Source organism: Microbacterium sp. M3 (assembly GCF_033548675.1).
In the GTDB taxonomy this organism is placed as follows: domain Bacteria; phylum Actinomycetota; class Actinomycetes; order Actinomycetales; family Microbacteriaceae; genus Microbacterium; species Microbacterium arthrosphaerae.
Genome location: NZ_JAWTZT010000002.1, coordinates 235,251 through 259,794 on the forward strand (window position 1 = coordinate 235,251; position 24,544 = coordinate 259,794).

Genomic DNA, 24,544 nt, shown 5'->3' on the forward strand with positions numbered 1-24,544 from the left:
AGCCCCGCGCCGTCAGTCCTCCGCGGTCTGACGCACCCGCTCGTCGGCGATCTCGCGGGCCGCGCGGCCGATGAGCTGGTACGGGACGTCCTTCGTGTGCGGGAAGACCACGGAGTCCTTCTCGGAGCGGTAGGGGCCGATCTCCGATTCGAGCGGCTCGGGAAGCACCGGCACCGGGTACAGCCCGATGTGCTTCTTCCAGCCGGCGAAGTGCAGCGCATAGCGTCCGCCGAGCATGACGGCGGCGATGCCGTATCGCATCTTCTGCTCGGGCGCTTCGCCGGAGGCCGCGGTGACAGCGCCGACGATCTCCGCGCGGATGCGCGTGAGTCGTGCGGCGACCTCGGGCGGGAAACCCGCGATGTACTCGTCGACGGTTGCGGCAGCGGCCATGGCGCCGAGCCTAGGCCACGAGGCCCGCGTAGGCGACGAGGCGCAGGTGCTCCCGCTCGTACATGAAGTCGTGCGCCGAGCCGTTGAGAAGACGCTCGCCGGGTGGCGGCAGCTCGCCGGCGGTCGCATGACGCATCAGCTCGCGGATGAGCGCTCCGTGGCTCACGACGACGAGCCCGGCCGACGTCGGCGCCGTCGCCCGGCGGTGATCGCGTACGGCGCGCCCGAGCGCGGCGATGCCGCGTGCCCGCAGGTCGGGCCACGGCTCGGCGCCGGGTACCTCGGCCGTGTACCAGTCGCCCCAGCGGGCGCGGAACTCCTCGACCTCGACGCCCTCCGCCTCGCCGTACGAGCGCTCTCGCAGACCGCGATAGGTCCGCGGCGGGGCGACGCCCAGCCCGTCGGCGATGATCTCGGCCGTCTCCCGCGCGCGGGCGAGGTCGCTCGACACGATCGTGACGGGTGCCGCCCCCACGAGGCGCTCCCGCAGCAGGGCGGCGGTCGCATGCGCCTGGGCGCGGCCGTTGTCGTTCAAGGGGATGTCGGTCGATCCCTGGATGCGCCGGTCGCGGTTCCAGTCCGTCTCGCCGTGGCGGATGAGGGTCAGCGCGGTCACACCTCGAGCCTACCCGCGCCCGATCAGGTGAGCGCCGGCAGGCCGTCCGCGAGAGCCCGCAGCACCTCGCTGGTGCCGGCGTCGATCTTGACGGTCGCGCGGGCGTCGGCGCGCGTGACGCCGCGGTTGACGATCACGACGGGCAGACGCCGGCGGCGGGCCCGCTCGAGGAGCCGGATCCCCGAGTTCACGACGAGCGACGAGCCGGCGATCAAGAGCGCCTCGCTGGTGTGGACCAGCTGCTCGGCCTCTCGGAACTTCTCCGCCGGGATGAACTCGCCGAAGAAGACGACATCGGGCTTCAGCATGCCGCCGCAGACACTGCACTCGGGGATCCGGAAGCCGTCCGTGCTCTCCGGCAGCACGTCGCCGTCGGGCCCGAGCGGCACGTTCTCGGGGACGCGGATCCACGGGTTGTCGTCCTCGACGCGGGCCGCCAGGTCGCGACGGTCGAACACCTGGCCGCAGTGCGTGCAGAAGACGCGGCGCATCGTGCCGTGGAGCTCGACGACGCGGCGGCTGCCGGCGCGCACGTGCAGTCCGTCGACGTTCTGCGTCACCACGCCGGTGGCGAGTCCCCGCGCCTCGAGCGCGGCGATGGCGCGGTGGCCGTCGTTCGGCTCGGCGGCGGCGAACGCCTTCCAGCCGAGGTGGCTTCCGACCCAGTACCGCCGGCGGGAGGCGTCGCTCGAGAGGAACTGCTCGACCGTCATGGGGGTGCGCACCGGTGCCCCGGCACCGCGGTAGTCGGGGATGCCGGAGTCGGTCGAGACGCCGGCGCCCGTCAGCAGGGCGATGCGACGGCCGGCGAGCGTCGCGATGGCCTGGGCCACGGCATCCGTCGTCCGCGCGTCGAATCCGGTCGCGATCGTGGTCACGGGCACCCCCTTCGTGGTCGAGTGTAGGCCCCGAGGTTTTCGGGGATGTTACGGCCGCCACCTGCGCCGCTGGTGCGCCGGTCAGCGGCCACGGCGGCGGAGGTCTGCGCACGTGGGACCATGGGACGCGATGCACGCGATCCCGATCACCGACGCCTCCGACGAGCGACTCGCGGACTACCGCGACCTCACCGACGTCGCGCTGCGGCGGGTGATCGAGCCGCAGGGCGGCCTCTACATCGCGGAGTCGGCGAAGGTCATCGCACGCGCACTCGCCGCCGGCCACCGCCCACGCTCCGTGCTCGTGCAGGAGAAGTGGCTCGCCGATCTCGAGGACCTGCTGACGGATGCCGACACGCCGGTGTACGTCGTCGCGCCCGACATCGCCGAGGCCCTGACGGGGTACGCCGTGCACCGCGGGGCGCTCGCCTCGATGCACCGGCCCGGGCTCCCGCCGGTCGCCGAGGTCGTCGCAGACGCGCGGCTGATCGTCGTGCTCGAGGACATCGTCGACCACACGAACGTCGGAGCGATCTTCCGCGCGGCCGCCGGACTCGGCGCCGACGCGGTGCTGATCAGCCCGCGGTGCGCCGACCCGCTGTACCGCCGCAGCGTGCGGGTGAGCATGGGCACGGTGTTCCAGGTGCCCTGGACGCGGCTGCCCGAGTGGGGCGAGGCCCGCGAGGTGCTGCACGGCGCGGGGTTCGAGCTGGCCGCCCTCGCGCTCGCCGACGACGCCGTGCCGCTGGACGTCTTCCGCGCGCGGGGCCCGGAGCGTGTCGCGCTGATGCTCGGCGCCGAGGGCGACGGTCTCTCGCGGGGCGCCCTCGCCGCGGCCGACACCGTCGTGACGATCCCGATGGCGGGCGGCGTCGATTCGCTCAACGTCGCCGCGGCGAGCGCGGTCGCGCTGTGGGAGCTCCGCGCCCGCTGACGGGCTCTCGCGGTCCGGTCAGACGCCCGGACGCACCGTCAGCTCGGTGAGGTCGGCATCCCGCGGGAGGTCCAGCGCGGCGAGGATCGTCGTCGCCACCGAATCCGGGCGGATCCACTTCGCGGCGTCGTAGTCCGCGCCCTCCTGCTGGTGCACCTTCTCCTGCATCGGCGTCGCCGTCCGCCCGGGGTAGACGGTCGTCACGCGCACACCGCTGCGGCGCTCCTCCTCGCGCAGGGCGTCGGCGATCGCGCGCACGGCGAACTTGCTCGCGGCGTACGAGCCCCACTCCGGGCTCACGCGCAAGCCGGCGCCGGAGTTGACGAAGATCACGTGTCCGCGCGAGACGCGCAGTGCCGGCAGGAGCAGCCGGGTCAGCTCGGCGGGCGCGACGGCGTTCACATTGAGCTGATGCTGCCAGGTCGCGACCGGGGTGTCGGCGACCGCACCGAGCTCCACGACACCGGCGACGTGGATGAGCGAGTCCAGCCGCGACGGCAGGCTCTGGTGGCTGAACGCCCACGAGAGCCGCGACGGGTCGGCGAGGTCGCCGACCAGGGTCTGGGCGGCGGGGAAGCGCTCGCGCAGCTGCGCGGCACGGCCGGCGTCGCGCACGAGCAGCCAGAGGTCGTCGCCGCGGGCGGTGAGTCGCTCGGCGAGAGCGGCCCCGATGCCCGATCCGGCACCGGTCACGAGGTGCGTCGCCATGTCAGACCTCCTCGCCGCGCGTCGACGGCGTCTCACCCGGTGCGAGCGTGATGATCGGGAGCGGATCGGGACGCTTCGCCGTGACGTGATCGCCCGACGACTGGTGACGCAGCCGCCGGAGCACCCACGGCACGAGGTATTCGCGCGCCCACACGAGATCGACGGCGCGGGCTTCGCGCCACGTGCGCAGCGGCAGCGGGTCGGGCTGCATCGGCTGGAGGTCGTTCGGGACGTTGAGCGCCCGCAGCACCATCCGCGCGACCTCGTGGTGCCCGAGCGCGTTGTAGTGCAGGCGGTCGTCGTCGAAGAAGCGCATGTCCTGCACCTCTTTCAGCGCCCACTGGTCGGCCACGATGCAGTCGTACCGGTCGGCGATCGCGCGGATGTTCTCGTTGTAGATCGCGACCTTGCCGCGGATGCCGCGGAAGACCGGCGTGAAGGCCGTGTCGATGCCGGTGAACACCACCACCGTGGCGCCGTCGCGGGAGAGACGGACCACCGCGTCCTCGAAGAGCTGTGCGATGGCGTCGGGGTCGCCGTTGGGGCGGATGACATCGTTGCCGCCGGCGGAGAAGGTCACGAGATCGGGCTTCAGCGCGATAGCCGGTTCGACCTGCTCCGCCACGATCTGACCGATCAGCCGGCCGCGGATCGCGAGGTTCGCGTAAGCGAAGTCGTCGACCTGCTCCGACAGCACTGCGGCGACGCGGTCGGCCCACCCGCGGAAGCCGTTGGGTACCGACGGCTCCGGGTCGCCGACGCCCTCGGTGAACGAGTCGCCGATGGCGACGTACCGGCGCCACGGGTGCGGCTCGGCGTTGGCGACATAGGGACTGCGCGCGTCTTCGGTGGGGGGCATCCGTCTTCCATTCCTCGGCTCGTGACCGCTGCCCAGGCTATCGCGCAGGACACCGCAGCCGAGCGGTGCGCGGCCCCGGATGTCGGGGCGGTCGTCTATCGTGGTGACTCGTTGTCTACGGGGGAGGTGTATTCGGTGACGGACGAAACGACGATCGAATCGCCGCCCGCTCGCACCGAGACCCCGTTCGTCGCCGACGAGCACGACAGCGCCCGCGACGCCGCGCCGCACGCCGCAGCTCACGGCGGCGAGCCCCACATCGGCAGCTTCGCCGCAGAGCACCTGTCGCCCACCTACCCGCAGCGCGCCCCGTGGGGCACGGCGCAGCGCCTGCGTGCGTGGCAGGCCGAGGCGCTCGACCTCTACTTCGGGCTCGACGGCCCCGACGGCGTCGGCGGCGGCCCGCGCGACTTCCTCGCCGCCGCCACGCCGGGCGCCGGCAAGACGACCTTCGCCCTCCGCCTGGCGAGCGAGCTGCTGCGCCGCCGCATCGTCAACCGCATCGTGGTGGTCGCGCCGACCGAGCATCTCAAGACGCAGTGGGCGGATGCCGCGGCCCGCGTCGGCATCCGCCTCGACCCCGCGTTCAGCAACCGCCACTTCGCTCCCGCGCGGCAGTACCACGGGGTCGCCGTGACCTACGCACAGGTCGCGGTGAAGGCATCCGTCCACCAGCGACTCACCATGGACGCGCGCACGCTGGTCATCCTCGACGAGGTGCACCACGGCGGCGACGCGCTCAGCTGGGGCGACGCGCTGCGCGAGGCCTACGGCCGGGCCACACGCCGGCTGCTCCTGAGCGGCACGCCCTTCCGCAGCGACACCGCGCCCATCCCGTTCGTCGAGTACCACCCCGACGCCAAGGGGATCCGCGTCTCGCGCACCGATTACGCGTACGGGTACGGCCGCGCGCTCGAGGACGGCGTCGTGCGTCCCGTGCTCTTCATGGTGTACGCCGGGCAGATGCGCTGGCGCACGAAGACCGGCGACGAGATGGAGGCCCAGCTCGGGCAGGACAACACCAAGGACATCACCTCGCAGGCGTGGCGCACGGCGCTCGACCCGGAGGGCGACTGGATCCCCGCCGTGCTGCGGTCGGCGGACCGCCGTCTCACCGAGGTGCGCGAGCATGTTCCGGATGCCGGCGGCCTCGTCATCGCGACGGATCAGACCGCTGCGCGCGCCTACGCCGCGATCCTGCGCGAGATCACGGGCGAGGCGCCGACGGTCGTGCTCTCGGACGAGGCCGAGGCGTCGAGCCGCATCGAGGAGTTCTCGAAAGCCACGACACGGTGGATGGTCGCAGTGCGCATGGTGTCGGAGGGGGTAGACGTCCCGCGGCTGGCCGTCGGCGTATATGCCACGAGCGCGTCGACCCCGTTGTTCTTCGCCCAGGCGATCGGGCGCTTCGTGCGTGCGAGGCGTCGCGGCGAGACCGCGAGCGTGTTCCTCCCGAACGTCCCGCAGCTCCTCGCGCTCGCGAACGAGATGGAGCGCCAGCGCGACCACGCGCTCGACCGCGACTCGGACGGTGACGACGAGTGGAACGCCGAAGAAGACCTCATGGACGCCGCGGAGCGGGAGGACAAGGCGTCCGACGCGCTCGAAGAGGAGTTCACGTACCAGGCACTGGGCTCGCTCGCGCACTTCGACCGCGTGCTGTACGACGGCAAGGAGTTCGGCCAGCTCGCCGTGCCGGGCACGCCCGAGGAGGAGGAGTTCCTCGGCATTCCCGGCCTGCTCGAGCCCGACCAGGTGCACGACGTCCTGATGTCGCGCGTGTCCCGACAGTCTCGCCACCGGACGGCGCGGGAGGCCAAGGAGGCGACCGCGGCACCCGAGGAGGAGCCCGCGCTCCCGCAGGCGCTGCACCGCACGCTCAAGGAGCAGCGGCAGCTTCTCAACAGCCTCGTCGGGCTGTACGCGCGCCAGACGGGCGAGGCGCACGGGCTCGTGCACGCCGAGCTGCGGCGCATCTGCGGCGGGCCCGCCGTCTCTCACGCGACCGTCGCGCAGCTGCAGTCGCGCATCGACGTGCTGCGCAAGCGCGTGCGGTCCTGACGGGACCGAGCGCGGCGGTCAGGACGCGGCGAGCGCGGGCGGTCAGGACGCGGCGAGCGCGGTGGTGCGGTGGCCGCGAGCGGGGGCCGGCATCGCGCGCCTAGACTCCCGGCATGGCCGCGGCGTACTCGTTCGTGTCGCACTGGCAGGCGCCGGCGTCGCCCGAGCGCGTGTGGGCCGAGCTGGAGCGGAGCCTCGTGCCCGTCACGACCGGCCCCCGCGCGCGGCCGGGGTGGTGGCCGGGAGTGGAGGTGCCGATGCCGCCGCGGCGGCTCGTGCCGGGGGAGCGCGTGGTGCTCGCCGTGCGCAGCCCGCTCGGCTACGTGCTGCGGATGCGGCTCGAGCTCACGGACGTCGAACCCGGCCGGACTCTCGCAGCGCGCAGCGACGGCGACCTGCGGGGGAGCGGACGCCTCGAGGTGGCGCCGGCGCTCCGTGACGCGACGTGTGCCGAGGTGAGAGTCCGGTGGGACGTCGAGACGCGGCGCGCGTGGATGAACGCGACCGCGTGGGTGCTGCGCCCGGCGTTCACCCGGGCCCACGGGACGGTGATGCGCCGGGGCGAGCGCGGCCTCCGCCGGGCCCTCAGCGGGGCGTGACGTTCGGAACCCCGAAATGCTGGCAATCCGTGCTTTCCGGGCGGTGCGGCGCGCGGCGCTGGCTAGCGTTGACGGGTCCCGAACCGCCGACTGGAGGCCCGAGTGAGCGCGCCCGCCGCACCGACCGACCGCGACCGACGCCGCTGGGCGCGCTACCTGGTGAACGAGCGTGCCGAAGCGCGCGTGTACCGCGAGCTGGCAGGCCGTCGCGAGGGGGAGGAGCGCGAGATCCTGCTCGCGCTCGCCGAAGCCGAAGGGCGGCACGAGGCCCATTGGCTGGGACTCCTCGGCAGTGAGCCGGCGCGGCTGCCGCGACCTGACGTGCGCACCCGCACGCTCGGCTCGCTCGCCAAGCGCTTCGGTTCGATCTGGGTCCTCGCGCTCGCGCAGAACGCCGAGGCCCGCTCGCCGTACGACGACGAGCCCTTCGCGACGCCGCGCATGGCCGCCGACGAGAAGATCCACCACGAGGTGGTCCGCGGGCTGGCGGCGCGTGGTCGGCGCCGGCTGTCCGGGACCTTCCGCGCCGCCGTCTTCGGGGCGAACGACGGCCTGGTGTCGAATCTGGCGCTCGTCATGGGCATCGGGGCCACCGGCGTATCGAGCCAGTTCGTGCTCTTCAGCGGCATCGCGGGGCTCCTCGCGGGGGCGCTGTCGATGGGCGCCGGCGAGTTCGTGTCGGTCCGCTCGCAGCGTGAGCTCCTCGCCGCCACGGAGCCCAGCGACTACGCGGACGGCGCGATCCCTCATCTCGACATCGACGCGAACGAGCTCGCCCTGGTCTACCGGACGCGCGGCATGCCCGAGGCCGAGGCATCCGCCCGCGCTCGGAGAGTCGTCGAGGCGGCGCGGGCCGCCGGCCAGGGCCGCACCGAGACCGGCCCCGTCGCCGTCGTCGACCACGGCGAGGTGGTGGGCAGCGCGTGGGGCGCCGCGCTGTCGAGCTTCCTGTTCTTCGCGTCCGGCGCGATCATCCCGGTGCTCCCGTGGATCTTCGGGCTCTCGGGGGTGGCGGCCGTCGTGCTCGCCCTCGTGCTGGTCGGGATCGCGCTGATGACGACCGGCGCCGCGGTGGGCCTGCTGTCGGGTGCTCCGCCGCTCCGCCGCGCGCTGCGGCAGCTCGCGATCGGCTTCGGCGCCGCGGCCGTCACGTACGTCCTGGGGCTGCTGTTCGGCGTGTCGATGGGCTGACGCGCCCGGGCTGCCGCCGATTCGTTGAACGCTCGGTGACGTGGTAATGTCATTCCTCGGTTGCGAAACCGGAAACCACCTGCGCGGGTGGCGGAATAGGTAGACGCGCTAGCTTGAGGTGCTAGTGCCCGTATAGGGCGTGGGGGTTCAAGTCCCCCCTCGCGCACAGTGAAGAAGGCCCCCGGAAGGGGGCCTTCTTTCGTTGTGTCACCGACGTGGGTCGCGGGGGCGGGAGATCGGCCGCCGCGCGTCGGTTGTCAGATCCAGCCGCGCTCCTCGGCGACCAGCACCGCCTGCTGGCGGGTGCCCACCCCGAGCTTGCCGAGGATCGCCGACACGTGGTTGCGCACGGTGCCCGGCGCCAGGGACAGGCGGCGGGCGATCTGCCCGGTGGTCTCGCCGCGGCGGCCGGCGCGCAGCACGTCGAGCTCGCGGTCGGTGAGCGGCGAGCGCTCGTCGCTGAGGGCGTCGGCGGCCACCTCGGGGTCGACGTAGCGCCCGCCCGCCGCGACCCGGCGGATGACGGCCGCCACCTCATCGGCGCCGCGCGACTTCGGCAGGAAGCCCGAGACCCCCGACGACAGCGCGCGTCGCAGCACCCCCGGTCGGGCGTGGCGCGTCACGACGACGCAGCGCGTGGACACCGCGCGCGTGACACGGGAGGCGACCTCGACGCCGTCCATGCCGGGCATCTCGAGATCGAGGAGGCACACGTCGGGAACCAGCCGCAACGCCGCGGCGAGCGCCTCGTCGCCGTCCGCGCATTCGGCGACCACCTCGATGTCGGGCTCGAGCCGCAGGAGGGCGGAGAGCGCGGAGCGGATCATGCCCTCGTCGTCGGCGAGGAGCACCCGGATCATCGCGCGGCCGCTTCGCTCGCGGCGGGCACGGTCACCGTGACGGCGAACTCGCGCGCCTCCCGACGGATGGCGAGCGTGCCGCCGGCATCTGCCACGCGACGCCCGATGCCCTCCAGGCCCGCGCCGTCATCGCTCGGAGCCGCGTCGCCGGCGTCGTTCGCGATCTGATACCGCCACCCCTCGGGCTCCCGTGTGAGCGCCACGCGCACCCAGCCGCCCCCGCCATGGCGCAGCACGTTGGTGGTCGTCTCGCGGATGATGGGCGCCAGGACCTCGCCCGGCGCGTCGTCGGCGCCGGCGGCCACGGTCGTCTGTACCGCCGTGCCAGCGGCGCGCAGGAGGTCGGCCGCGTTCGCGATCTCATCGCTCAGCGGCACCGAGCGGAACCTCGTGGCGAGGTCGCGCGTGCCCTGCCGCGCCTCGTCGACGCTCGCGCGCGCGGCGCGCAGCTGCTCGAGTCCGGCCGGTGCATCCGTCGCCATCAGCCGCTCCGCGAGTTCGAGCTGGAGTGCGATCACCTGGAGGTGGTGCCCCTGGAGGTCGTGGACGTCGGTGGCCACCCGCAGGCGCTCCTGCGTGGCGGCCAGGCGCGCCTCCGAGGCGCGGGCGCGGTCGACCGTGATGAGGACGTCCCACCACCACAGCGACACCGCGGTCATCAGCGGCAGCGTGGTGCTGAAGAACCCGAGCAGCCACCAGTTGACCTCGGGCTGCTGCGAGAACGACAGCCGCGCGTCGACGAACCACGCCGCCGCGAGCAGCACCGTTCCCGCCGCGACCATCCGGGCGCGCACGCCGGCGGGCCAGTTGAGCAGCAGCACGGACTGCACGACCGGCAGCACGCCCAGGAGCCACAGTCCGGAGAGGAGCCCCGCGACCAGCCCGACGAGCGCGGCCACCACGAGCGGCAGGAGCAGCCTCGGCCACCGAGCCCACGGGCTCTCGTCGATGCGGTGCCGGTAGTACTGCAGCAGCGGCACCGTCGACGCCGTCCACAGCAGGCCCGCGATCCCGATCGTGGTCAGGACCGGGGCGACACGGCCCGCTTCGAGGAGCGTCAGCACCCACATCAGGGCGACCACGAGCTCATACAGCAGGACGCCTGAGGCGGTGTACCACCACGTGGCCGAGATGCCGCGCGAGAGGCGGCGGTGGCGCGTCCCGGTCCCGGCCGGAGGATGCTCGACGGGCACGGGCGGGCGGCTCATGCGTCCCACCCTAGGGGCATGACACATGTCACCCTCGGCGCGTGCGGACCTCCCGGACGCCGGTGACAGCACGGCACTTCCCGCCGTCCGCGCGGGCCGATGGACTGTGATCTGTCGGAGGAACACGGCTCCGGCGCCACCTCCTTCCCCGACTGCAAAGGCCCCGCCATGAACCTCATCGACACGTTCCAGGACCTCGTCGCGAACGTCCCCGACCTCGTCCAGCCGTTGATCGTCGCCGCGGCCGCGGCCATCCCGTTCGTCGAGGGCGAGGGGGCGGCCACCATCGGCATCCTGGGCGGCATGAACCCGGTGGTCGCCGCCACCGCCGCCGTCATCGGCAACTTCGTGTGCGTGGCGGTGCTCGTGCTGCTCACCGCGCGGACGCGATCCGCGGTCGTCACGGCTCATCGCTCGCGCCGCCGGGTGGCGGCCGGCGGAGCCGGCGAGACCGCCGTGCGCGTCGAAGAGACCTCGGCTTCCGGCGACGACCGCGGCGCCGCGCGCCGCGCGAAGTTCCAGCGGGCGTTCGAGCGCTACGGCGTGCCGGGCGTGAGCCTGCTCGGTCCGCTGCTCCTGCCGACCCAGTTCACCGCCACCATGCTCGCCGGCGCGGGCGTCGGCGTCGCCCGCATCCTCGCCTGGCAGGCCGTCGCGATCGTCGGCTGGACGACGCTGCTGACGCTGATCGTCACCGGCGTGCTCTCGGTCGCCCACTGATCCCACGGTCTCGCCCCGGCCCCCGGCCCCCGGCCCCGGCCCCGGCCCCGACCCGCCCCGCCCCGCGAACCGCGGGAGCGGGGCAGGGCAGGTAGGTTGGAGCGCATGCCCGAAGCCGAACTCCCCGAGGTCGCCGCCGTCGCGCGCGACCTCATCCGCTTCGACACCACCAACCACGGCGGCGGTCGTGCCGCGGGAGAGCGGGAGGCGGCCGAGTACGTCGGCGCCTACCTCGAGCAGCTCGGGCTCGCGCCCGAGTTCTACGAGCCGATCCTGCGCCGAACCAACGTGATGGCCCGCGTGCCCGGCCGTGACGCGAGCAAGCCGGCGCTCGTGCTGCACGGCCACCTCGACGTGGTGCCCGCCATCGCCGAGGACTGGAGCGTCGATCCGTTCGAGGGCGTCGTGAAGGACGGCATGCTGTGGGGGCGCGGCGCCGTCGACATGAAGGACATGGACGCCATGATCCTCACGTCGGTGGCCGACATCCTCCGTGCCGGCGACCAGCCCGAGCGAGACCTCGTGCTGACGTTCTTCGCCGACGAGGAGAACGGCGGCATCGAGGGGTCCGCGCTGGTGGTCGAGAACCACCCGGAGTGGTTCGCGGGGGCCACCGAGGCGATCAGCGAGGTCGGCGGGTACTCCATCCCGATCGGCGACCGGCACGCGTATCTCCTCCAGGTGGGGGAGAAGGCGCTCATCTGGATCCGGCTCGTCGCCCGGGGCCGCGCCGCGCACGGGTCGAAGCTGCATGACGACAACGCCGTGACGCGGCTCGCCGAGGCCGTCGCGGCGCTCGGTCGTACGGCCTGGCCCGTCACCCTCACCGACACCACGCGCGAGATGACCGCGCGCCTCGCCGGGCTCACCGGTCGGGCCGCCGACGACGCCGATGCGGTCGCCGCCGCCACGGGCGCGGCATCCGGATTCCTCCGCTCCACCCTGCGCACGACCACGAACCCGACCGGTCTCGTCGCCGGCTACAAGCACAACGTCATCCCCGACCGCGCCGAGGCGCTCATCGACGTGCGGGTGCTGCCGGGCACCGAAGACGCCGCGCTCGCCGACATCCGCCGCATCGTGGGGGACGGCGTGGAGGTCGAGATCGTCCACCAGGACATCGGCCTCGAGGTGCCCTTCTCCGGTGACCTCGTCGAGGCGATGGTCGCAGCCCTCGGCCGGCACGACCCGGGGGCGCCGGTCGTGCCGTACCTCATGGGCGGCGGCACCGACAACAAGGCGCTGGCCGCCCTCGGGATCGCCGGCTACGGCTTCGCGCCGCTGCGGCTTCCGGCCGACCTCGACTTCACCGGCATGTTCCACGGCGTCGACGAGCGCGTGCCCGTCGACGCGCTGGTCTTCGGCCAGGCGGTCCTCACGGACCTGCTCCGCACCTACTGAGAATTCGACGGATGCCGCGGCCCGCGGCATCCGTCCTGCACTGCTGAAAGGCGCCCATGCTGCTGGAAGCGATCATCCTCGGCTTCGTCCAGGGTCTGACCGAGTTCCTCCCGATCTCGTCGAGCGCGCATCTGCGCATCCTCGGCGAGTTCCTGCCGTCGGCGGAGGATCCGGGCGCCGCGTTCACCGCGATCACGCAGATCGGCACGGAGGCGGCGGTGGTCGTCTTCTTCTGGCGCGACATCGTGCGCATCATCGGCCAGTGGTTCCGGGCCCTGTTCGGCCGGGTTCCGCGCAACGACCCCGACGCGAAGCTCGGCTGGCTCATCATCATCGGCAGCATCCCGATCGTCGTGCTGGGCCTGCTGTTCCAGGACCAGATCGAGACGGTGCTGCGGTCGCTGTGGATCACGGCGGGCATGCTCATCTTCTTCGGCGTGCTCTTGGGCATCGCCGACCACGTCGGGGCGAAGAAGCGCAAGCTCAAGGACATGACGGTGGGCGACGGCGTGATCTACGGCTTCGCGCAGTCATTGGCGCTCATCCCGGGCGTGTCGCGCTCGGGCGGCACCATCACGGCCGGACTCTTCATGGGGTACGAGCGCGCCGCCGCCGCCCGCTACGCCTTCCTGCTGGCGATCCCCGCCGTCTTCGGCAGCGGGTTCTTCCAGCTCTTCAAGAGCATGGATGAGCCCGGCGTCTTCACGCTGGGGGAGACCGCCGTGGCGACCGCGGTCGCCTTCGTCGTCGCGCTCGGCGTGATCGCGTTCTTCATGAACTGGATCTCGAAGCACAGCTTCCTGCCGTTCGTGGTGTATCGCGTGGCGGTCGGCTCGCTGCTCCTGGTGCTGCTGAGCACCGGCGTCATCAACCCGTAGCGCGCACCGCCGCAGGTCGCACACGAAGTCGGGCTCACCCCCTCGCGTGCCGAGATGCCACGATCTCGGCGAGACACCATGTCGTCGGCGCCGAGGACATGGTGTCTCGCCGAGAACGTGCTGTCTCGACGGACGGAGCTCGCCGGCGGATGCCGCCACGCGCGGGGGCGCCGGAGCGGCGGAGAGGCGGAGAGGCGGAGAGGCGGAGAGGCGGGGGAGAGCCCCGGCTCAGCGGCCGGAGCGGGGGTCGTCGCGACCGGGCTTGGACGGACCGTCGCCCGGCTTGCCGTCGGTGCGGCGGAGGTAGCGCTCGAACTCCTGGGCGATCGCGTCGCCCGAGGCCTCGGGGGAGTCCCACGTGTCGCGCGTGCGCTCGAGCTGGTGGATGTACTCCGTCATCTCCTCGTCGTCGGCCGCGGCCGCGTCGATCGAGGCCTCCCAGGCCGCGGCCTCCGTGGCGAGGTCGCCGCGCGGCACCGTGGCGCCGGTGAGGTCTTCGAGCCGGTCGAGCAGTGCGAGGGTCGCCTTGGGTGACGGCGTGTGACCGGCGACGTAGTGGGGGACGCTGGCCCACAGGCTCGCCGTCGGGATGCCGGAGCGCTCGGCCGCGTCGCCCAGCACGCTGAGGATTCCGACCGGCCCCTCGTAGGTGCTGCGCTCGAGGTCGAGCGACCCGCGCAGCGCCTCGTTGTCGCTGCCGGCGAACACCGAGATCGGCCGGGTGTGCGGCACGTCCGACATCATCGAGCCGATCGCGACGAAGCCGGTGATGTCTTCCCGCAGGGCGACGTCGATCAGCTCGGACGCGAAGGCCTGCCAGGCACGCGCCGGCTCGACGCCCGTGAGCAGCCACAGCTGCGTGCCGCGGGTGGCGCGCGCGGGGCGCAGGAGCGTCGCCTCCGGCCACTGCAGCGAGCGGCGGCCGTCGCCGTCCAGCGCCACGTGCGGCCGCGTGTACTGGTAGTCGAAGTAGAGCTCGGGATCGACCGAGAACACCGTCTCGTACGAGCCGCCCTCGCGCAGCTGCGTGAGGGCGGACGATGCGGCTTCACCCGCATCGTTCCATCCGTCGAACGCGGCGACGAGTATCCGGCGACCCAGTCCGTCCACGAGACCTCCTCCGCCCGCGAGCGTCGCGGGGTCCTTCCAGGATAGGCCCCCGGCCCTCGGAGAGGCCGGAGACGCCTCGGTAGGATTGCACGGTGAACGCGCCCCGACTCTCCGCCGTGCTGTGGGACATGGACGGCACCCTGGTCGACACCGAACCGTATTGGATGGCGGCCGAGACGCCCCTCATCGAGAGCTTCGGCGGCACCTGGTCGCACGAGCAGGCGCTCGGGCTCGTCGGGCTCGGGCTCGAGGACTCCGCCCGCATCCTGCAGGGCACGGGGGTGCGGATGAGCACCGACGCGATCATCGACCACCTGACCGACGAGGTCATGCGTCAGCTGGCGACCACCGGGGTGCCGTTCCGTCCCGGCGCGCGCGAGCTGCTGGCGAGCCTCCGCGAGGCGGGCGTCAAGACCGCGCTCGTCACCATGTCGATGCGTCGCATGGCGCAGACCGTCGTCGACCTCATCGACTTCGACGCCTTCGACGTCGTCATCGCCGGCGACGACGCCACCCGGCCCAAGCCCTTCCCCGACCCGTACCTCCAGGCCTGCGAAGCGCTGGGCGTCGCGCCCGAGTCGACCGTGGCGATCGAGGACTCGCCGAACGGCCTGCGCTCGGCGGTCGCGTCGGGGGCCTCGGTCATCGGCGTGCCGCTCATGGTGTCGCTCACCGGGGCAGGCGCGCACGGCCTGTGGGAGACGCTCGAGGGGCGCACCGTCGACGACGTCGCCGACTTCCACCGCTCGCACCGCGCCCGGGTCGGCGCGGGTGCGCCGCACACTGCCGAGGAGATCGCCCGATGACCGATGACACCACGACCGACGTCCCGCGGCCCAGCGGCCCGTTCCGCCTGGGAGACCGCGTCCAGCTGACGGGCCCCAAGGCGCGTCTGCACACCATCACGCTGCGCGAGGGCGGTGAGCTGCACACGCACCACGGCGTGCTCAAGCACGAGCAGCTGGTGGGGCAGCCCGACGGCTCGGTCGTCGCCAACAGCGGCGGCCACGAGTACCTGGCCCTGCGGCCGCTGCTGCGGGACTTCGTCATGTCGATGCCCCGCGGCGCCGCGATCGTCTATCCGAAGGATGCCGCGCAGATCCTCGCCGAGGCCGACATCTTCCCGGGCGCCACGGTGGTCGAGGCCGGCGTGGGCTCCGGCGCGCTCTCGCTGTGGCTGCTGCGGGCGATCGGCTCCGAGGGGCGGCTCGTGTCGTTCGAGCGCCGCGACGACTTCGCCGCGGTGGCGCGTGCCAACGTCGAGACCTTCACCGGCCACGTCCCCGCGAACTGGGACGTGGTCGTGGGCGACCTCGCCGAGCAGCTGTCGGACGCGGTGGCCGCGGCATCCGTCGATCGTGTCGTGCTCGACATGCTCGCACCGTGGGAGTGCATCGATGCGGTCGCCGAGGCACTCACGCCCGGCGGCGTGGTCGTCTGCTACGTCGCGACCGCGACCCAGCTGAGCCGCGTCGCGGAGTACATCCGCGGCACCGGCCTGTTCACCGAGCCCGATGCCAACGAGACCATGGTGCGCGGCTGGCACGTCGAAGGCCTCGCCGTGCGCCCCGATCACCGCATGGTCGCCCACACCGGCTTCCTGGTGTGGGCCCGCCGGCTCGCACCCGGCGCGATCCCGCCCGAGGTGAAGCGTCGCGCGTCGAAGTCGAGCTACGGCGACGAGGACGTCGAGCTGTGGACGCCCGGCGCCGTGGGGGACCGGCAGATCACCGACAAGAACCTGCGCAAGCGCGTCCGGGAGGCCGAGCGGGCCGCGGAGGGCGCCCGCCAGGCGGCTGGGCGGTCTGAGACGCCCGACGAGGGCATCTAAACTAGCCCGGTGCGCAAGATCCCCGCTGCCCTCGTCGTCCTGGGACTGGTGACCGTCGGTCTCACCGGCTGCTCGCTGCCCGGCGCATCCGACTGCTCGCGCCCCGCGGTCTCGGACGCCGATGTGATGGACCTCATCGACGTCACCGGCGACACCGACGAGGTGCCCGACGTCGACATCTACGCCCCGCTGCACACGTCGGAGCTGGCGTACGAGGATGTCGTGGTCGGTGAGGGCACCGCGATCACCTCGCCGGATCAGCTGATCGTGGTCGACCTGGCCTTCTTCAGCGGCGAGACCGGCGACCCCATCGTCGCGACCGAGTACAACGGCGACCTGACCGCCGTGTCGGCGCCGTCCGGCTGGGCCACGAACTTCCCGGGCTTCGAAGAGGCGCTCGACTGCGCCACCGAGGGGTCACGCATCGCCGTCGCGCTCTCGCCCGACGACGTGAGCGACAAGGTGCGCGCCGACTGGAGCCTGGGCGAGGACGAGAGCGTCGTCGCCGTCATCGACGTGCGCAAGGTGTATCTGCCCGCAGCCGACGGTGCGAACCAGTTCAACAGCGGCTTCGGGCTGCCGACGGTCGTCCGCGCGCCCGACGGGCGGCCCGGCCTCATCATCCCCGACGGCGCGCCCCCCACGGAGCCCGTCGTGCAGGTCCTCAAGAAGGGCGACGGCCCGGTCGTCACCGGCGAGCAGCCGGTGCGCGTCCACTACACCGGCGTGGTGTGGGGCGAGGACGAGGCGTTCGAGAACACGTGGGAGGACTTCCCGGTCTCGGTGACCATGGACGCGGTCGTCTCCGGCTTCGCGGACGCGATCGAGGGGCAGACCGTCGGGTCGCAGGTGCTCGTCGTGGTGCCGCCGGAGCAGGGGTACGGTGACGAGCAGCACGCGGCCATCCCGCCGGGCTCGACGCTGGTGTACGTCATCGACATCCTCGGCCTGGACGCTCCGCAGGAGGGCTGAGATCGCGACACCCGGGCTGTGGCGCGGCGTGCGAGCGCCGCCACCGCCGCCCCGGCGGTGGCGGCCCCTAAGATGGGCGGGTGCCTGCCACTGCTGCCGCGAAGATCCCGCCCGAGGAGCGCCTGGTCAACCTCGTGGTGGCGCTCATCGCGACCGATCAGGGACTGACGAAGGACACCATCCTGACGTCGGTCGCCGGCTACCGGGAGCAGAGCGAGGCAGGGGCTTCGAAGGACGCGCTCGAGAAGATGTTCGAGCGCGACAAGGAGTCGCTGCGCGGCCTCGGCGTCCCGATCGAGACGATCGGGGACTGGGCAGACCCCGACGACCTCCGCGAGGCGCGGTATCGCGTGCCCACGGCCGAGTACGAACTGCCGGAGGACATCGAGTTCACCCCCGCTGAGCTGGCGCTCCTGACGCTCGCCGGCGGCGTGTGGAGCGAGAGCTCCCTGTCGGACGACGCGCGCAGCGGGCTGCGCAAGATCCGCGCCCTGGGCGACCTCGTCGACGAGCCGATCATCGGGTTCTCGCCCCGGCTGAGCATGCACGATCCTGCGTTCCCGGCGCTGCAGCAGGCCATCGAGCAGAGCCGCGTGGTGACCTTCCCGTACCTCAAACCCGGGGAGGAGGCGCCGCGCACCCGTCGCGTGCAGCCGCTCGCCCTGGTGGAGTACGAGGGTCGCTGGCACGTGTTCGGCGTGGACCTCGACGTGCGCGCCGACCGCACCTTCCTGCTCGCGCGCATCGTCGGCCCGGTCGCGGTCACCCGCTCGTCCTTCGACCCGGCGCTGCGCGAAGGAGCGGGGGAGCGGGCGCTGGCGGGCCTCGAGGAGGTCGCCGCACGCAACTCCGCGCTGCTCGAGGTGAACCCGGGGACCGAGGCCGCCCTGCGGCTCGCCCGTCGCGCGCAGCCGGCCGAGCAGGGCATCCGCGTGCCGTACGTCGATGCGCACATCTTCGCCGACGAACTCGCGTCGTACGGGCCGGAGGTGCGGGTCGTCGAACCCGCCGACCTGCGCGACCGTGTGATCGATCGCCTCGCCGCGACGCGCGAGCTGCACGGCGGCGCCATGACCACGGGGAGCCCGTCATGACCGCGAAGAAGCCGCTCGTCGCGACCGACCGCGCCGCCCTGATGCTCCAGCTCGTGCCGTACCTCATCGGCAAGGGCGAGGTCTCGCTCGCCGAGGCCGCCGACGAGTTCGACGTCGCGCCCGAGCAGATGCGGTCCATGGTCGAGAAGCTCACCGTCATCGGGCTGCCCGGCGACCGCGGCTATTGGCAGATGGCCAATGACCTCTTCGACATCGACTGGGACCTCCTCGACGAGCGCGACCTGATCGTCATCACGAACTCGGTGGGCCTCGAGCGGTCGCCGAAGCTGACCGCGCGGGAGGCCGCGGCTCTGCTCGCCGGCCTGCAGCTCGCGCGATCGATCCCGGGCGTCGGCGACACGGACCTCTACGCGGGGCTGCTCGCCAAGCTCGCCCGCGGCGCATCGGGCACGCCGGCCGAGGTCATCCTCGCGCCCGAACCCGTCGATGCCGTCCGCGATCTGGTCGCCGACGCGCTGCGCCGGGGCGTCGCGGTCTCGTTCACATACAAAGCGCCGGATGCCGCGCCCACGACGCGGACAGTCGACCCGGTGAAGGTCCACATCGCGAGCGGGCAGTGGTACCTGCAGGGCTGGTGCCACCTGCGCGAGGCGATGCGCACCTTCCACCTCGACCGGGTCAGCGAGCTGGAGCTCACCGGCATCCCGAGCACCCACGCAGGCGAGCAGGCGCCGGACTGGTTCGACACCGACGCGGGCGATGTGGTCGCGCGGATCCGGTTCCCCGAGGAGGTCGCACCTCTGCTCGGCGACTACCTCGACCGCGCCCAACTCGAGACGGCTGACGGCACGACGGTCGCCACGATGCGCGTCGCCGACGAACTCAGCCTCCGCCGTCTGGCGGCGCGCCGCAGCGGGCTCGTCGAGGTGATCGAGCCCGCCGCTGCACGGCGCGCCGTCGCGGAATGGGCCGAGGCAGGCCTCGCGCAATACCGCTGACGGCGGCATCCGATCATCGCGTCATATTAGACTTGACGACGATCCCGCTGAAGCGAACGACGGAGCACCTCATGTTGGGCAATCTGAACGGCTGGCACCTGCTGATCCTGCTCGTCGTCATCCTGTTGCTGTTCGGCGCGGCAAAGCTGCCGGCGCTCGCCAAGAGCATGGGCCAGTCGGCCCGCGTGTTCAAGGGCGAGATGAAGGCCATGAAGGACGACGACAAGACGACCGAGTCCTCGACGGCGACGAACGCCGCCGACACCGGCGCGTCTGACGCAACGACTCCCGCCACCACTCGCAGCACCGACAGCGCACCCGACCAAAAGTCGTAGCGGATGGTGGCCGCAACGGGCTCCGCGCCGATCGACGGTCCGGAGGCGCCGAAGCGCGACAAGCGGATGTCGCTCGGCCAGCACCTGCTGGAGCTTCGCCGGCGTCTCGTCTTCGCTGCGATCGGTCTTCTGATCGGCATGGTGGTGGCCTTCATCATCACCGACCCGATCATCCACTGGATCACCGAGCCGATCCGGATCATCGCGGAGAAGCGGGGTGACGACTTCTCTGCGCTGAACTTCGGGGCCGTGACGTCCGCGTTCGACCTGCGGATGCGTATCGCATTCTCGATCGGCATCTTCCTGTCCGCGCCGATCTGGCTGTGGCAGATCTGGGCGTTCATCATGCCCGGACTCACCCGCAAAGAGATCCGGTACACCGTCGGCTTCGTGGCCGCCGCGGTGCCGCTGTTCTTCCTCGGCTGCTACGTCGGACTCCTGATCGTTCCTCACGTCATCGAGCTGATGTGGAGCTTCACACCCGAGGGCGCCGTCAACTTCTACGCAGCAGCGGAGTATTACGACTTCGTCTTCAAGCTGATGATCGTCATCGGTGTCTCGTTCATCCTCCCGGTGTTCCTCGTCGCGTTGAACATCGCCGGGGTCATCTCCGGCCGTGGCATCCTGAAGGGCTGGCGGGTGGCCGTCCTGGTGGCCACGGCGTTCGCCGCCCTGGCCACTCCGGCCGCCGATGTCGTGAGCATGCTGATGCTCGCCGGTATCCTCGTCGTGCTGTTCTTCGCGGCGGCGGGCCTCTCCATGCTGTTCGACCGGCGCAAGGCGAAGCGCGCGATCGACCTGCTTCCTCCGGAGCCGGCTTCGTGAGCGACCCTGCTCCCGCCGAGCGGTACGCGCGCGCGAGCGCGGCGGCTCGGCTGGATCGGACGCATCCGATCACGGCCGACTTCGCGGCGTCCCAGCGGTTCACGCTCGATCCGTTCCAGATCGAAGGATGCCGCGCCCTCGAGGACGGTCGCAGCGTGCTGGTCGCCGCGCCCACCGGGGCGGGCAAGACGATCGTCGGCGAGTTCGCGGTGCATCTGGCGATGCGAGAGCCGGGCGACAAGGCCTTCTACACGACGCCGATGAAGGCGCTGTCGAACCAGAAGTTCCGCGAGCTGCAGGATGTCTACGGCCCGGACGAGGTCGGCCTCCTCACCGGCGACACCAACATCAACGGCAATGCCCGCGTGGTCGTCATGACCACCGAGGTGCTGCGCAACATGCTCTACGCCGACTCGCCGGCGCTGCGCGGGCTGCGCTACGTCGTGATGGACGAGGTGCACTACCTCGCCGACCGCTTCCGCGGGGCGGTGTGGGAGGAAGTCATCATCCACCTCGCACCGAGCGTGCGGCTGGTGTCGCTGTCGGCCACCGTCTCGAACGCGGAGGAGTTCGGAGACTGGCTCGACACGGTGCGCGGAGACACCGAGGTGATCGTCTCCGAGACCCGGCCGGTGCCGCTCGAGCAGCACGTCCTGGTGCGCGGCGATCTGCTGCCGCTGTTCGACGACCGCGCCGGCATCGCCACGGCCCAGGTCAATCAGGAGCTCATGCGCATCCGGTCGTTCAAGGGCTCGAACTACGACAACAACAGGCGGGTGCAGGCATCCAACAGCGCCCGGCACGCCGGATACGAAGCGTCCCGCCGCCGTCCGCAGCGCGGCATGAAGCGGCCCGTGCGCTCGGCGAACGTGCAGCGCATCGAGCGGCTGGATCGCCCGGACGTCGTCGAGCTGCTGTCGCGGGCGAACCTGCTGCCGGCGATCTTCTTTATCTTCAGCCGCGCGGGCTGCGATGCGGCCGTGCAGCAGGTGCGGCGGTCGGGTCTGCGGCTGACCTCGCAGGAGGAGCGCCGCGAGATCCGCGAGATCGTCGAGGAGCGCACACGCAACCTCCTGGAGGAGGACCTCGCGGTCCTGGGGTTCTGGGAGTGGCGCGACAACCTCGAGCGCGGCGTGGCCTCGCACCACGCCGGCCTGCTGCCGGCCTTCAAGGAGGTCGTCGAGGAGCTCTTCCAGCGCAAGCTCGTGAAGGCGGTGTTCGCCACCGAGACGCTCGCGCTCGGCATCAACATGCCCGCGCGCACCGTCGTGCTGGAGAAGCTCGAGAAGTTCAACGGCGAGGCGCGCGTCGCCATCACGTCGGGGGAGTACACGCAGCTCACCGGTCGCGCCGGTCGCCGCGGCATCGACGTCGAGGGCCACGCGGTCATCCAATGGACCGAGGGACTCGACCCGCAGGCCGTCGCCGCACTGGCCTCGCGACGCACCTACCCGCTGAACTCCAGCTTCCGCCCGACGTACAACATGGCCGTGAACCTGATCGACCAGTTCGGGCGGGCGAAGGCGCGCGAGATCCTGGAGTCCTCGTTCGCGCAGTTCCAGGCCGACCGTGCGGTGGTGGGGCTCGCGCGGCAGGTGCGCGAGCAGGAGGAGTCACTGGCCGGCTATCAGAAGGCCATGACGTGCGACCGCGGGGACTTCGCGGAGTACTCCGGCATCCGGCGCGAGCTGAGCGACCTCGAGAAGCTCAACCGCAAGGACGCGAACGCCTCTCGTCGCACGCGCGACGAGCGGCAGCGCCAGATCACGAGCCTCCGCAAGCGGATGCAGCGGCATCCGTGCCATCAGTGTCCCGACCGCGAGCACCATGCGCGGTGGGCCGAGCGCTACTGGAAGCTCAAGCGTGAGATCGACCGGCTCCGCCGCCAGATCGAGAGCCGCACCGGCACCGTCGCGCGCATCTTCGACCGCGTCGTCGACGTCCTCGGTGCACTGGAGTACGTCGCCGTCGCCGACGACGGCGCGGCGTCCCTGACCTCGGCCGGCCGCACAATGCGCCGCATCTACGGCGACCGGGATCTTCTCGTGGCCGAGTCGCTGCGCCGGGGGATCTGGCAGGACCTGGATGCCGCATCCCTCGCGGCACTCGCCTGCTCACTGGTCTACGAGCCGCGCCGGGACGAGGCCGGCCCGGGGGAGCGGGGCCTGCCTCGCGGCGCCTTCCGCCCGGCGTTCGAAGCGACCATGACGCTCTGGCAGGAGCTCGACGACCTCGAGCGCGAGCACCACCTTCCCGGCACCGAGCCGGTGTCGGCGGGTCTCGCACAGGCGATGCACACGTGGGCGCGCGGCGGGATGCTCGACCGCGTCCTCAGCGAGGCCGACATGGCGGCCGGCGACTTCGTGCGGTGGTCCAAGCAGACGATCGACCTCCTCGACCAGCTGTCGCTCGTCGCCGAGCAGCCCATCGCCGGCACGGCGCGCAAAGCGCTCGACGCCGTGCGCCGGGGGATCGTGGCGTACTCCGGGGTGTAGCGGCCCACCCGGCGGCGGAGGCGCCGTCACGCTCGCTTAGGCTGAATCCGTGCCACCTCGCCCGATCTTCCCGCTGTGGGCGGCGGTTCCGCTCTCGGCGCTGGCCGGCGTGCTCCTCGATGTCGCCTTCCCCTCGGTCGCGTGGTGGCCGATGGCGTTCGCCTCGGTGGGGCTCGCCCTCATGACGCTGATCGGGCGCGGCGCGTGGGCGGCCCTGCTCACAGGCTTCGCCTACGGCATCGCCTTCTACCTGCTCAACGTCGACTTCACCGCCGAATGGGTCGGGCCGCTGCCCTGGCTCGCGCTGTCCGTGCTCGAGGCGTCGTTCGTCGCGGGCGGTGCGGTGCTCATCGCACTCGCCTACCGGTGGGTGCCGCTCGTCGTCCGACGGCGCCGCCGGACGCTGGTGACATCGTTGCTCGTCGCGGGCCTGTGGACCGCACGAGAAGCGGTGGTCGGGGCATTCCCGTACGGGGGCTTCCCGTGGGGCCGCGTCGGCACCTCGCAGGTGAACGGCCCGTTCGCCGAGGTGGTGTCGTGGACGGGCACCGCCGGACTGACCTTCCTGATCGTGGCCCTGGTCGCGGCAGCGGTCGAGCTCGTCCGGTTCCCGCGCAGGAGCCGTGTCGGCGGCATCCGTGCGCTCCTCCCGGTCGCCGTGCCGGCGCTCGTCGCCACCGCGCTGGTCCTCATCCCGGCGTGGCCCACCACGCCGGCCGGCACGATGCGCGTCGCGAGCGTGCAGGGCAACGGCCCGGCCGGCTACTTCGACGAACGCGAGGCGGGTGAGATCCTCGAGTCCCAGTACGAGGCGACCGAGCCGCTGTTCGGCGCGGATGACGTCGACGTGCTGCTGTGGCCGGAGGGGAGCGTCGACCTCGACCCCGACGCGTCGCCGGCCGTCGCCGCGGCGCTCGATCGCGTGGTGAGGCAGGTGGGCGCGCCGCTGGTCGCGAACCGCATCGACCAGCGCGGGGACGAGTACTTCAACATGTCGTTCGTCTGGGAGGACGGCACCGGCATCGAGCAGACCTACGACAAGCGCAACCCCGTCCCATTCGGCGAGTACGTGCCGGATCGGGAGTTCTACGCGTCGATCGCTCCCGACCTCATCGGCATGATCGGCCGGGACTACACGCCCGGCACCGCGCCTCCGGTGTTCGACATCGACGGGACGATCGCCGGACTCGCCATCTGCTTCGACGTCATCTACGACGCGCTGATCTGGGAGGGCGCACGCGACGGCGCCCGGGTGTACCTCTTCCAGACGAACAACGCCGACTTCCGGGGCACCGACGAGAACCTGCAGCAGCTCGCCGTGGCGCGCCTGCGTGCCATCGAGACGGGGCGCTCCGTCGTCAATCTCTCCACCGTGGGGACCAGCCAGGTGATCGCGCCCGACGGATCCACCATCGACGGACTGCCGGCGAACGAGCCCGGGCACATGCTCACCGATGTGCCGCTTCGCGCCGGACTCACGCCCGCCGTCGTCATCGGGCCGTGGCTGAACGCACTCGTGGCGTGGGGCAGTGTCGTCGTGCTCCTCGGGCTGGGCCTCGCCGCGCGCCGCCGGTCGCTCCGGAACGCGAAAACGCCGACCCCGTAGGGTCGGCGTCA

General features: G+C 72.0%; 24 protein-coding genes and 1 tRNA gene. 17 read left to right on the forward strand and 8 right to left on the reverse strand.

What is annotated here, in order from left to right; all coding sequences use genetic code 11:
• Positions 1-12 precede the first annotated feature (12 nt).
• Genes R8Z57_RS06400 through R8Z57_RS06410 form a run of 3 tightly spaced genes read right to left on the reverse strand, consistent with a single transcriptional unit; the run spans position 13 to position 1,887 of the window.
• Positions 13-393: a hypothetical protein gene (locus tag R8Z57_RS06400; protein ID WP_318352950.1), complete on the reverse strand. Its 381-nt coding sequence runs from the start codon at positions 391-393 to the stop codon at positions 13-15.
• Between the two features lie 10 nt (positions 394-403).
• Positions 404-1,009, reverse strand: coding sequence for a histidine phosphatase family protein (locus R8Z57_RS06405; protein WP_318352951.1), 606 nt, complete (start codon positions 1,007-1,009; stop codon positions 404-406).
• 23 nt (positions 1,010-1,032) lie between these two features.
• Positions 1,033-1,887: a Sir2 family NAD-dependent protein deacetylase gene (locus R8Z57_RS06410; RefSeq protein ID WP_378722206.1), complete on the reverse strand. Its 855-nt coding sequence runs from the start codon at positions 1,885-1,887 to the stop codon at positions 1,033-1,035.
• Between the two features lie 130 nt (positions 1,888-2,017).
• Between R8Z57_RS06410 and R8Z57_RS06415 the strand changes: the two genes are divergently transcribed.
• Positions 2,018-2,821 (forward strand): RNA methyltransferase, encoded by an 804-nt coding sequence (locus R8Z57_RS06415; RefSeq protein ID WP_318352952.1) that lies wholly within the window; start codon positions 2,018-2,020, stop codon positions 2,819-2,821.
• Between the two features lie 18 nt (positions 2,822-2,839).
• Here the strand turns inward: R8Z57_RS06415 and R8Z57_RS06420 are convergent, their stop codons facing one another.
• Both R8Z57_RS06420 and R8Z57_RS06425 read right to left on the reverse strand, forming a co-directional pair.
• Positions 2,840-3,529 (reverse strand): SDR family oxidoreductase, encoded by a 690-nt coding sequence (locus R8Z57_RS06420; protein ID WP_318352953.1) that lies wholly within the window; start codon positions 3,527-3,529, stop codon positions 2,840-2,842.
• 1 nt (position 3,530) lies between these two features.
• Positions 3,531-4,388 carry an SGNH/GDSL hydrolase family protein gene (locus R8Z57_RS06425; protein WP_318352954.1) on the reverse strand — a complete coding sequence of 286 codons (858 nt, stop codon included), beginning with the start codon at positions 4,386-4,388 and terminating at the stop codon, positions 3,531-3,533.
• 258 nt (positions 4,389-4,646) lie between these two features.
• Here R8Z57_RS06425 and R8Z57_RS06430 point away from each other — a divergent pair, with 258 nt between their 5' ends.
• The 4 genes from R8Z57_RS06430 to R8Z57_RS06445 all read left to right on the forward strand — a co-directional run bounded on the left by R8Z57_RS06430 (position 4,647) and on the right by R8Z57_RS06445 (position 8,405).
• Positions 4,647-6,449, forward strand: coding sequence for a DEAD/DEAH box helicase (locus R8Z57_RS06430; RefSeq protein WP_318353561.1), 1,803 nt, complete (start codon positions 4,647-4,649; stop codon positions 6,447-6,449).
• 113 nt (positions 6,450-6,562) lie between these two features.
• A complete protein-coding gene (locus R8Z57_RS06435; protein ID WP_318352955.1) occupies positions 6,563-7,048 on the forward strand; it encodes a hypothetical protein in 486 nt (161 codons plus the stop codon).
• Between the two features lie 102 nt (positions 7,049-7,150).
• Positions 7,151-8,239: a VIT1/CCC1 family protein gene (locus R8Z57_RS06440; protein WP_318352956.1), complete on the forward strand. Its 1,089-nt coding sequence runs from the start codon at positions 7,151-7,153 to the stop codon at positions 8,237-8,239.
• 81 nt (positions 8,240-8,320) lie between these two features.
• A tRNA-Leu gene (locus R8Z57_RS06445) sits at positions 8,321-8,405 on the forward strand.
• A gap of 91 nt (positions 8,406-8,496) precedes the next feature.
• Here R8Z57_RS06445 and R8Z57_RS06450 read toward each other — a convergent pair.
• Positions 8,497-9,099 carry a response regulator transcription factor gene (locus tag R8Z57_RS06450; protein ID WP_318352957.1) on the reverse strand — a complete coding sequence of 201 codons (603 nt, stop codon included), beginning with the start codon at positions 9,097-9,099 and terminating at the stop codon, positions 8,497-8,499.
• Positions 9,096-10,307 (reverse strand): sensor histidine kinase, encoded by a 1,212-nt coding sequence (locus R8Z57_RS06455; RefSeq protein WP_318352958.1) that lies wholly within the window; start codon positions 10,305-10,307, stop codon positions 9,096-9,098. The genes R8Z57_RS06450 and R8Z57_RS06455 overlap by 4 nt, the downstream gene beginning before the upstream one ends.
• A gap of 168 nt (positions 10,308-10,475) precedes the next feature.
• Between R8Z57_RS06455 and R8Z57_RS06460 the strand changes: the two genes are divergently transcribed.
• The 3 genes from R8Z57_RS06460 to R8Z57_RS06470 all read left to right on the forward strand — a co-directional run bounded on the left by R8Z57_RS06460 (position 10,476) and on the right by R8Z57_RS06470 (position 13,306).
• On the forward strand, positions 10,476-11,027 hold the full coding sequence (locus tag R8Z57_RS06460; protein ID WP_318352959.1) for a small multidrug efflux protein: 552 nt from the start codon (positions 10,476-10,478) through the stop codon (positions 11,025-11,027).
• 105 nt (positions 11,028-11,132) lie between these two features.
• On the forward strand, positions 11,133-12,428 hold the full coding sequence (locus R8Z57_RS06465) for a M20/M25/M40 family metallo-hydrolase (protein ID WP_318352960.1): 1,296 nt from the start codon (positions 11,133-11,135) through the stop codon (positions 12,426-12,428).
• 56 nt (positions 12,429-12,484) lie between these two features.
• A complete protein-coding gene (locus R8Z57_RS06470) occupies positions 12,485-13,306 on the forward strand; it encodes an undecaprenyl-diphosphate phosphatase (RefSeq protein ID WP_318352961.1) in 822 nt (273 codons plus the stop codon).
• A gap of 228 nt (positions 13,307-13,534) precedes the next feature.
• Here the strand turns inward: R8Z57_RS06470 and R8Z57_RS06475 are convergent, their stop codons facing one another.
• Positions 13,535-14,416: a PAC2 family protein gene (locus R8Z57_RS06475; protein ID WP_318352962.1), complete on the reverse strand. Its 882-nt coding sequence runs from the start codon at positions 14,414-14,416 to the stop codon at positions 13,535-13,537.
• A 92-nt stretch (positions 14,417-14,508) separates the two neighbouring features.
• Between R8Z57_RS06475 and R8Z57_RS06480 the strand changes: the two genes are divergently transcribed.
• The 9 genes from R8Z57_RS06480 to lnt all read left to right on the forward strand — a co-directional run bounded on the left by R8Z57_RS06480 (position 14,509) and on the right by lnt (position 24,533).
• Positions 14,509-15,222 (forward strand): HAD family phosphatase, encoded by a 714-nt coding sequence (locus R8Z57_RS06480; protein WP_318352963.1) that lies wholly within the window; start codon positions 14,509-14,511, stop codon positions 15,220-15,222.
• A complete protein-coding gene (locus tag R8Z57_RS06485; RefSeq protein WP_318352964.1) occupies positions 15,219-16,247 on the forward strand; it encodes a tRNA (adenine-N1)-methyltransferase in 1,029 nt (342 codons plus the stop codon). The genes R8Z57_RS06480 and R8Z57_RS06485 overlap by 4 nt, the downstream gene beginning before the upstream one ends.
• 9 nt (positions 16,248-16,256) lie before the next feature.
• Positions 16,257-17,219 carry an FKBP-type peptidyl-prolyl cis-trans isomerase gene (locus tag R8Z57_RS06490; RefSeq protein ID WP_318352965.1) on the forward strand — a complete coding sequence of 321 codons (963 nt, stop codon included), beginning with the start codon at positions 16,257-16,259 and terminating at the stop codon, positions 17,217-17,219.
• Between the two features lie 80 nt (positions 17,220-17,299).
• A complete protein-coding gene (locus R8Z57_RS06495) occupies positions 17,300-18,313 on the forward strand; it encodes a helix-turn-helix transcriptional regulator (RefSeq protein WP_318352966.1) in 1,014 nt (337 codons plus the stop codon).
• Positions 18,310-19,272 (forward strand): WYL domain-containing protein, encoded by a 963-nt coding sequence (locus tag R8Z57_RS06500; protein WP_318352967.1) that lies wholly within the window; start codon positions 18,310-18,312, stop codon positions 19,270-19,272. The genes R8Z57_RS06495 and R8Z57_RS06500 overlap by 4 nt, the downstream gene beginning before the upstream one ends.
• Positions 19,273-19,343: 71 nt before the next feature.
• Positions 19,344-19,607: a Sec-independent protein translocase subunit TatA gene (gene tatA / locus R8Z57_RS06505; RefSeq protein ID WP_318353562.1), complete on the forward strand. Its 264-nt coding sequence runs from the start codon at positions 19,344-19,346 to the stop codon at positions 19,605-19,607.
• Positions 19,608-19,673: 66 nt separating this feature from the next.
• On the forward strand, positions 19,674-20,432 hold the full coding sequence (tatC, locus tag R8Z57_RS06510) for a twin-arginine translocase subunit TatC (protein ID WP_318353563.1): 759 nt from the start codon (positions 19,674-19,676) through the stop codon (positions 20,430-20,432).
• Complete coding sequence (locus tag R8Z57_RS06515; RefSeq protein WP_318352968.1) at positions 20,429-22,927, forward strand: DEAD/DEAH box helicase; 2,499 nt, start codon at positions 20,429-20,431, stop codon at positions 22,925-22,927. Before tatC ends, R8Z57_RS06515 begins: the two co-directional genes overlap by 4 nt.
• A gap of 49 nt (positions 22,928-22,976) precedes the next feature.
• Positions 22,977-24,533, forward strand: coding sequence for an apolipoprotein N-acyltransferase (lnt, locus tag R8Z57_RS06520; RefSeq protein ID WP_318352969.1), 1,557 nt, complete (start codon positions 22,977-22,979; stop codon positions 24,531-24,533).
• Positions 24,534-24,544 lie beyond the last annotated feature (11 nt).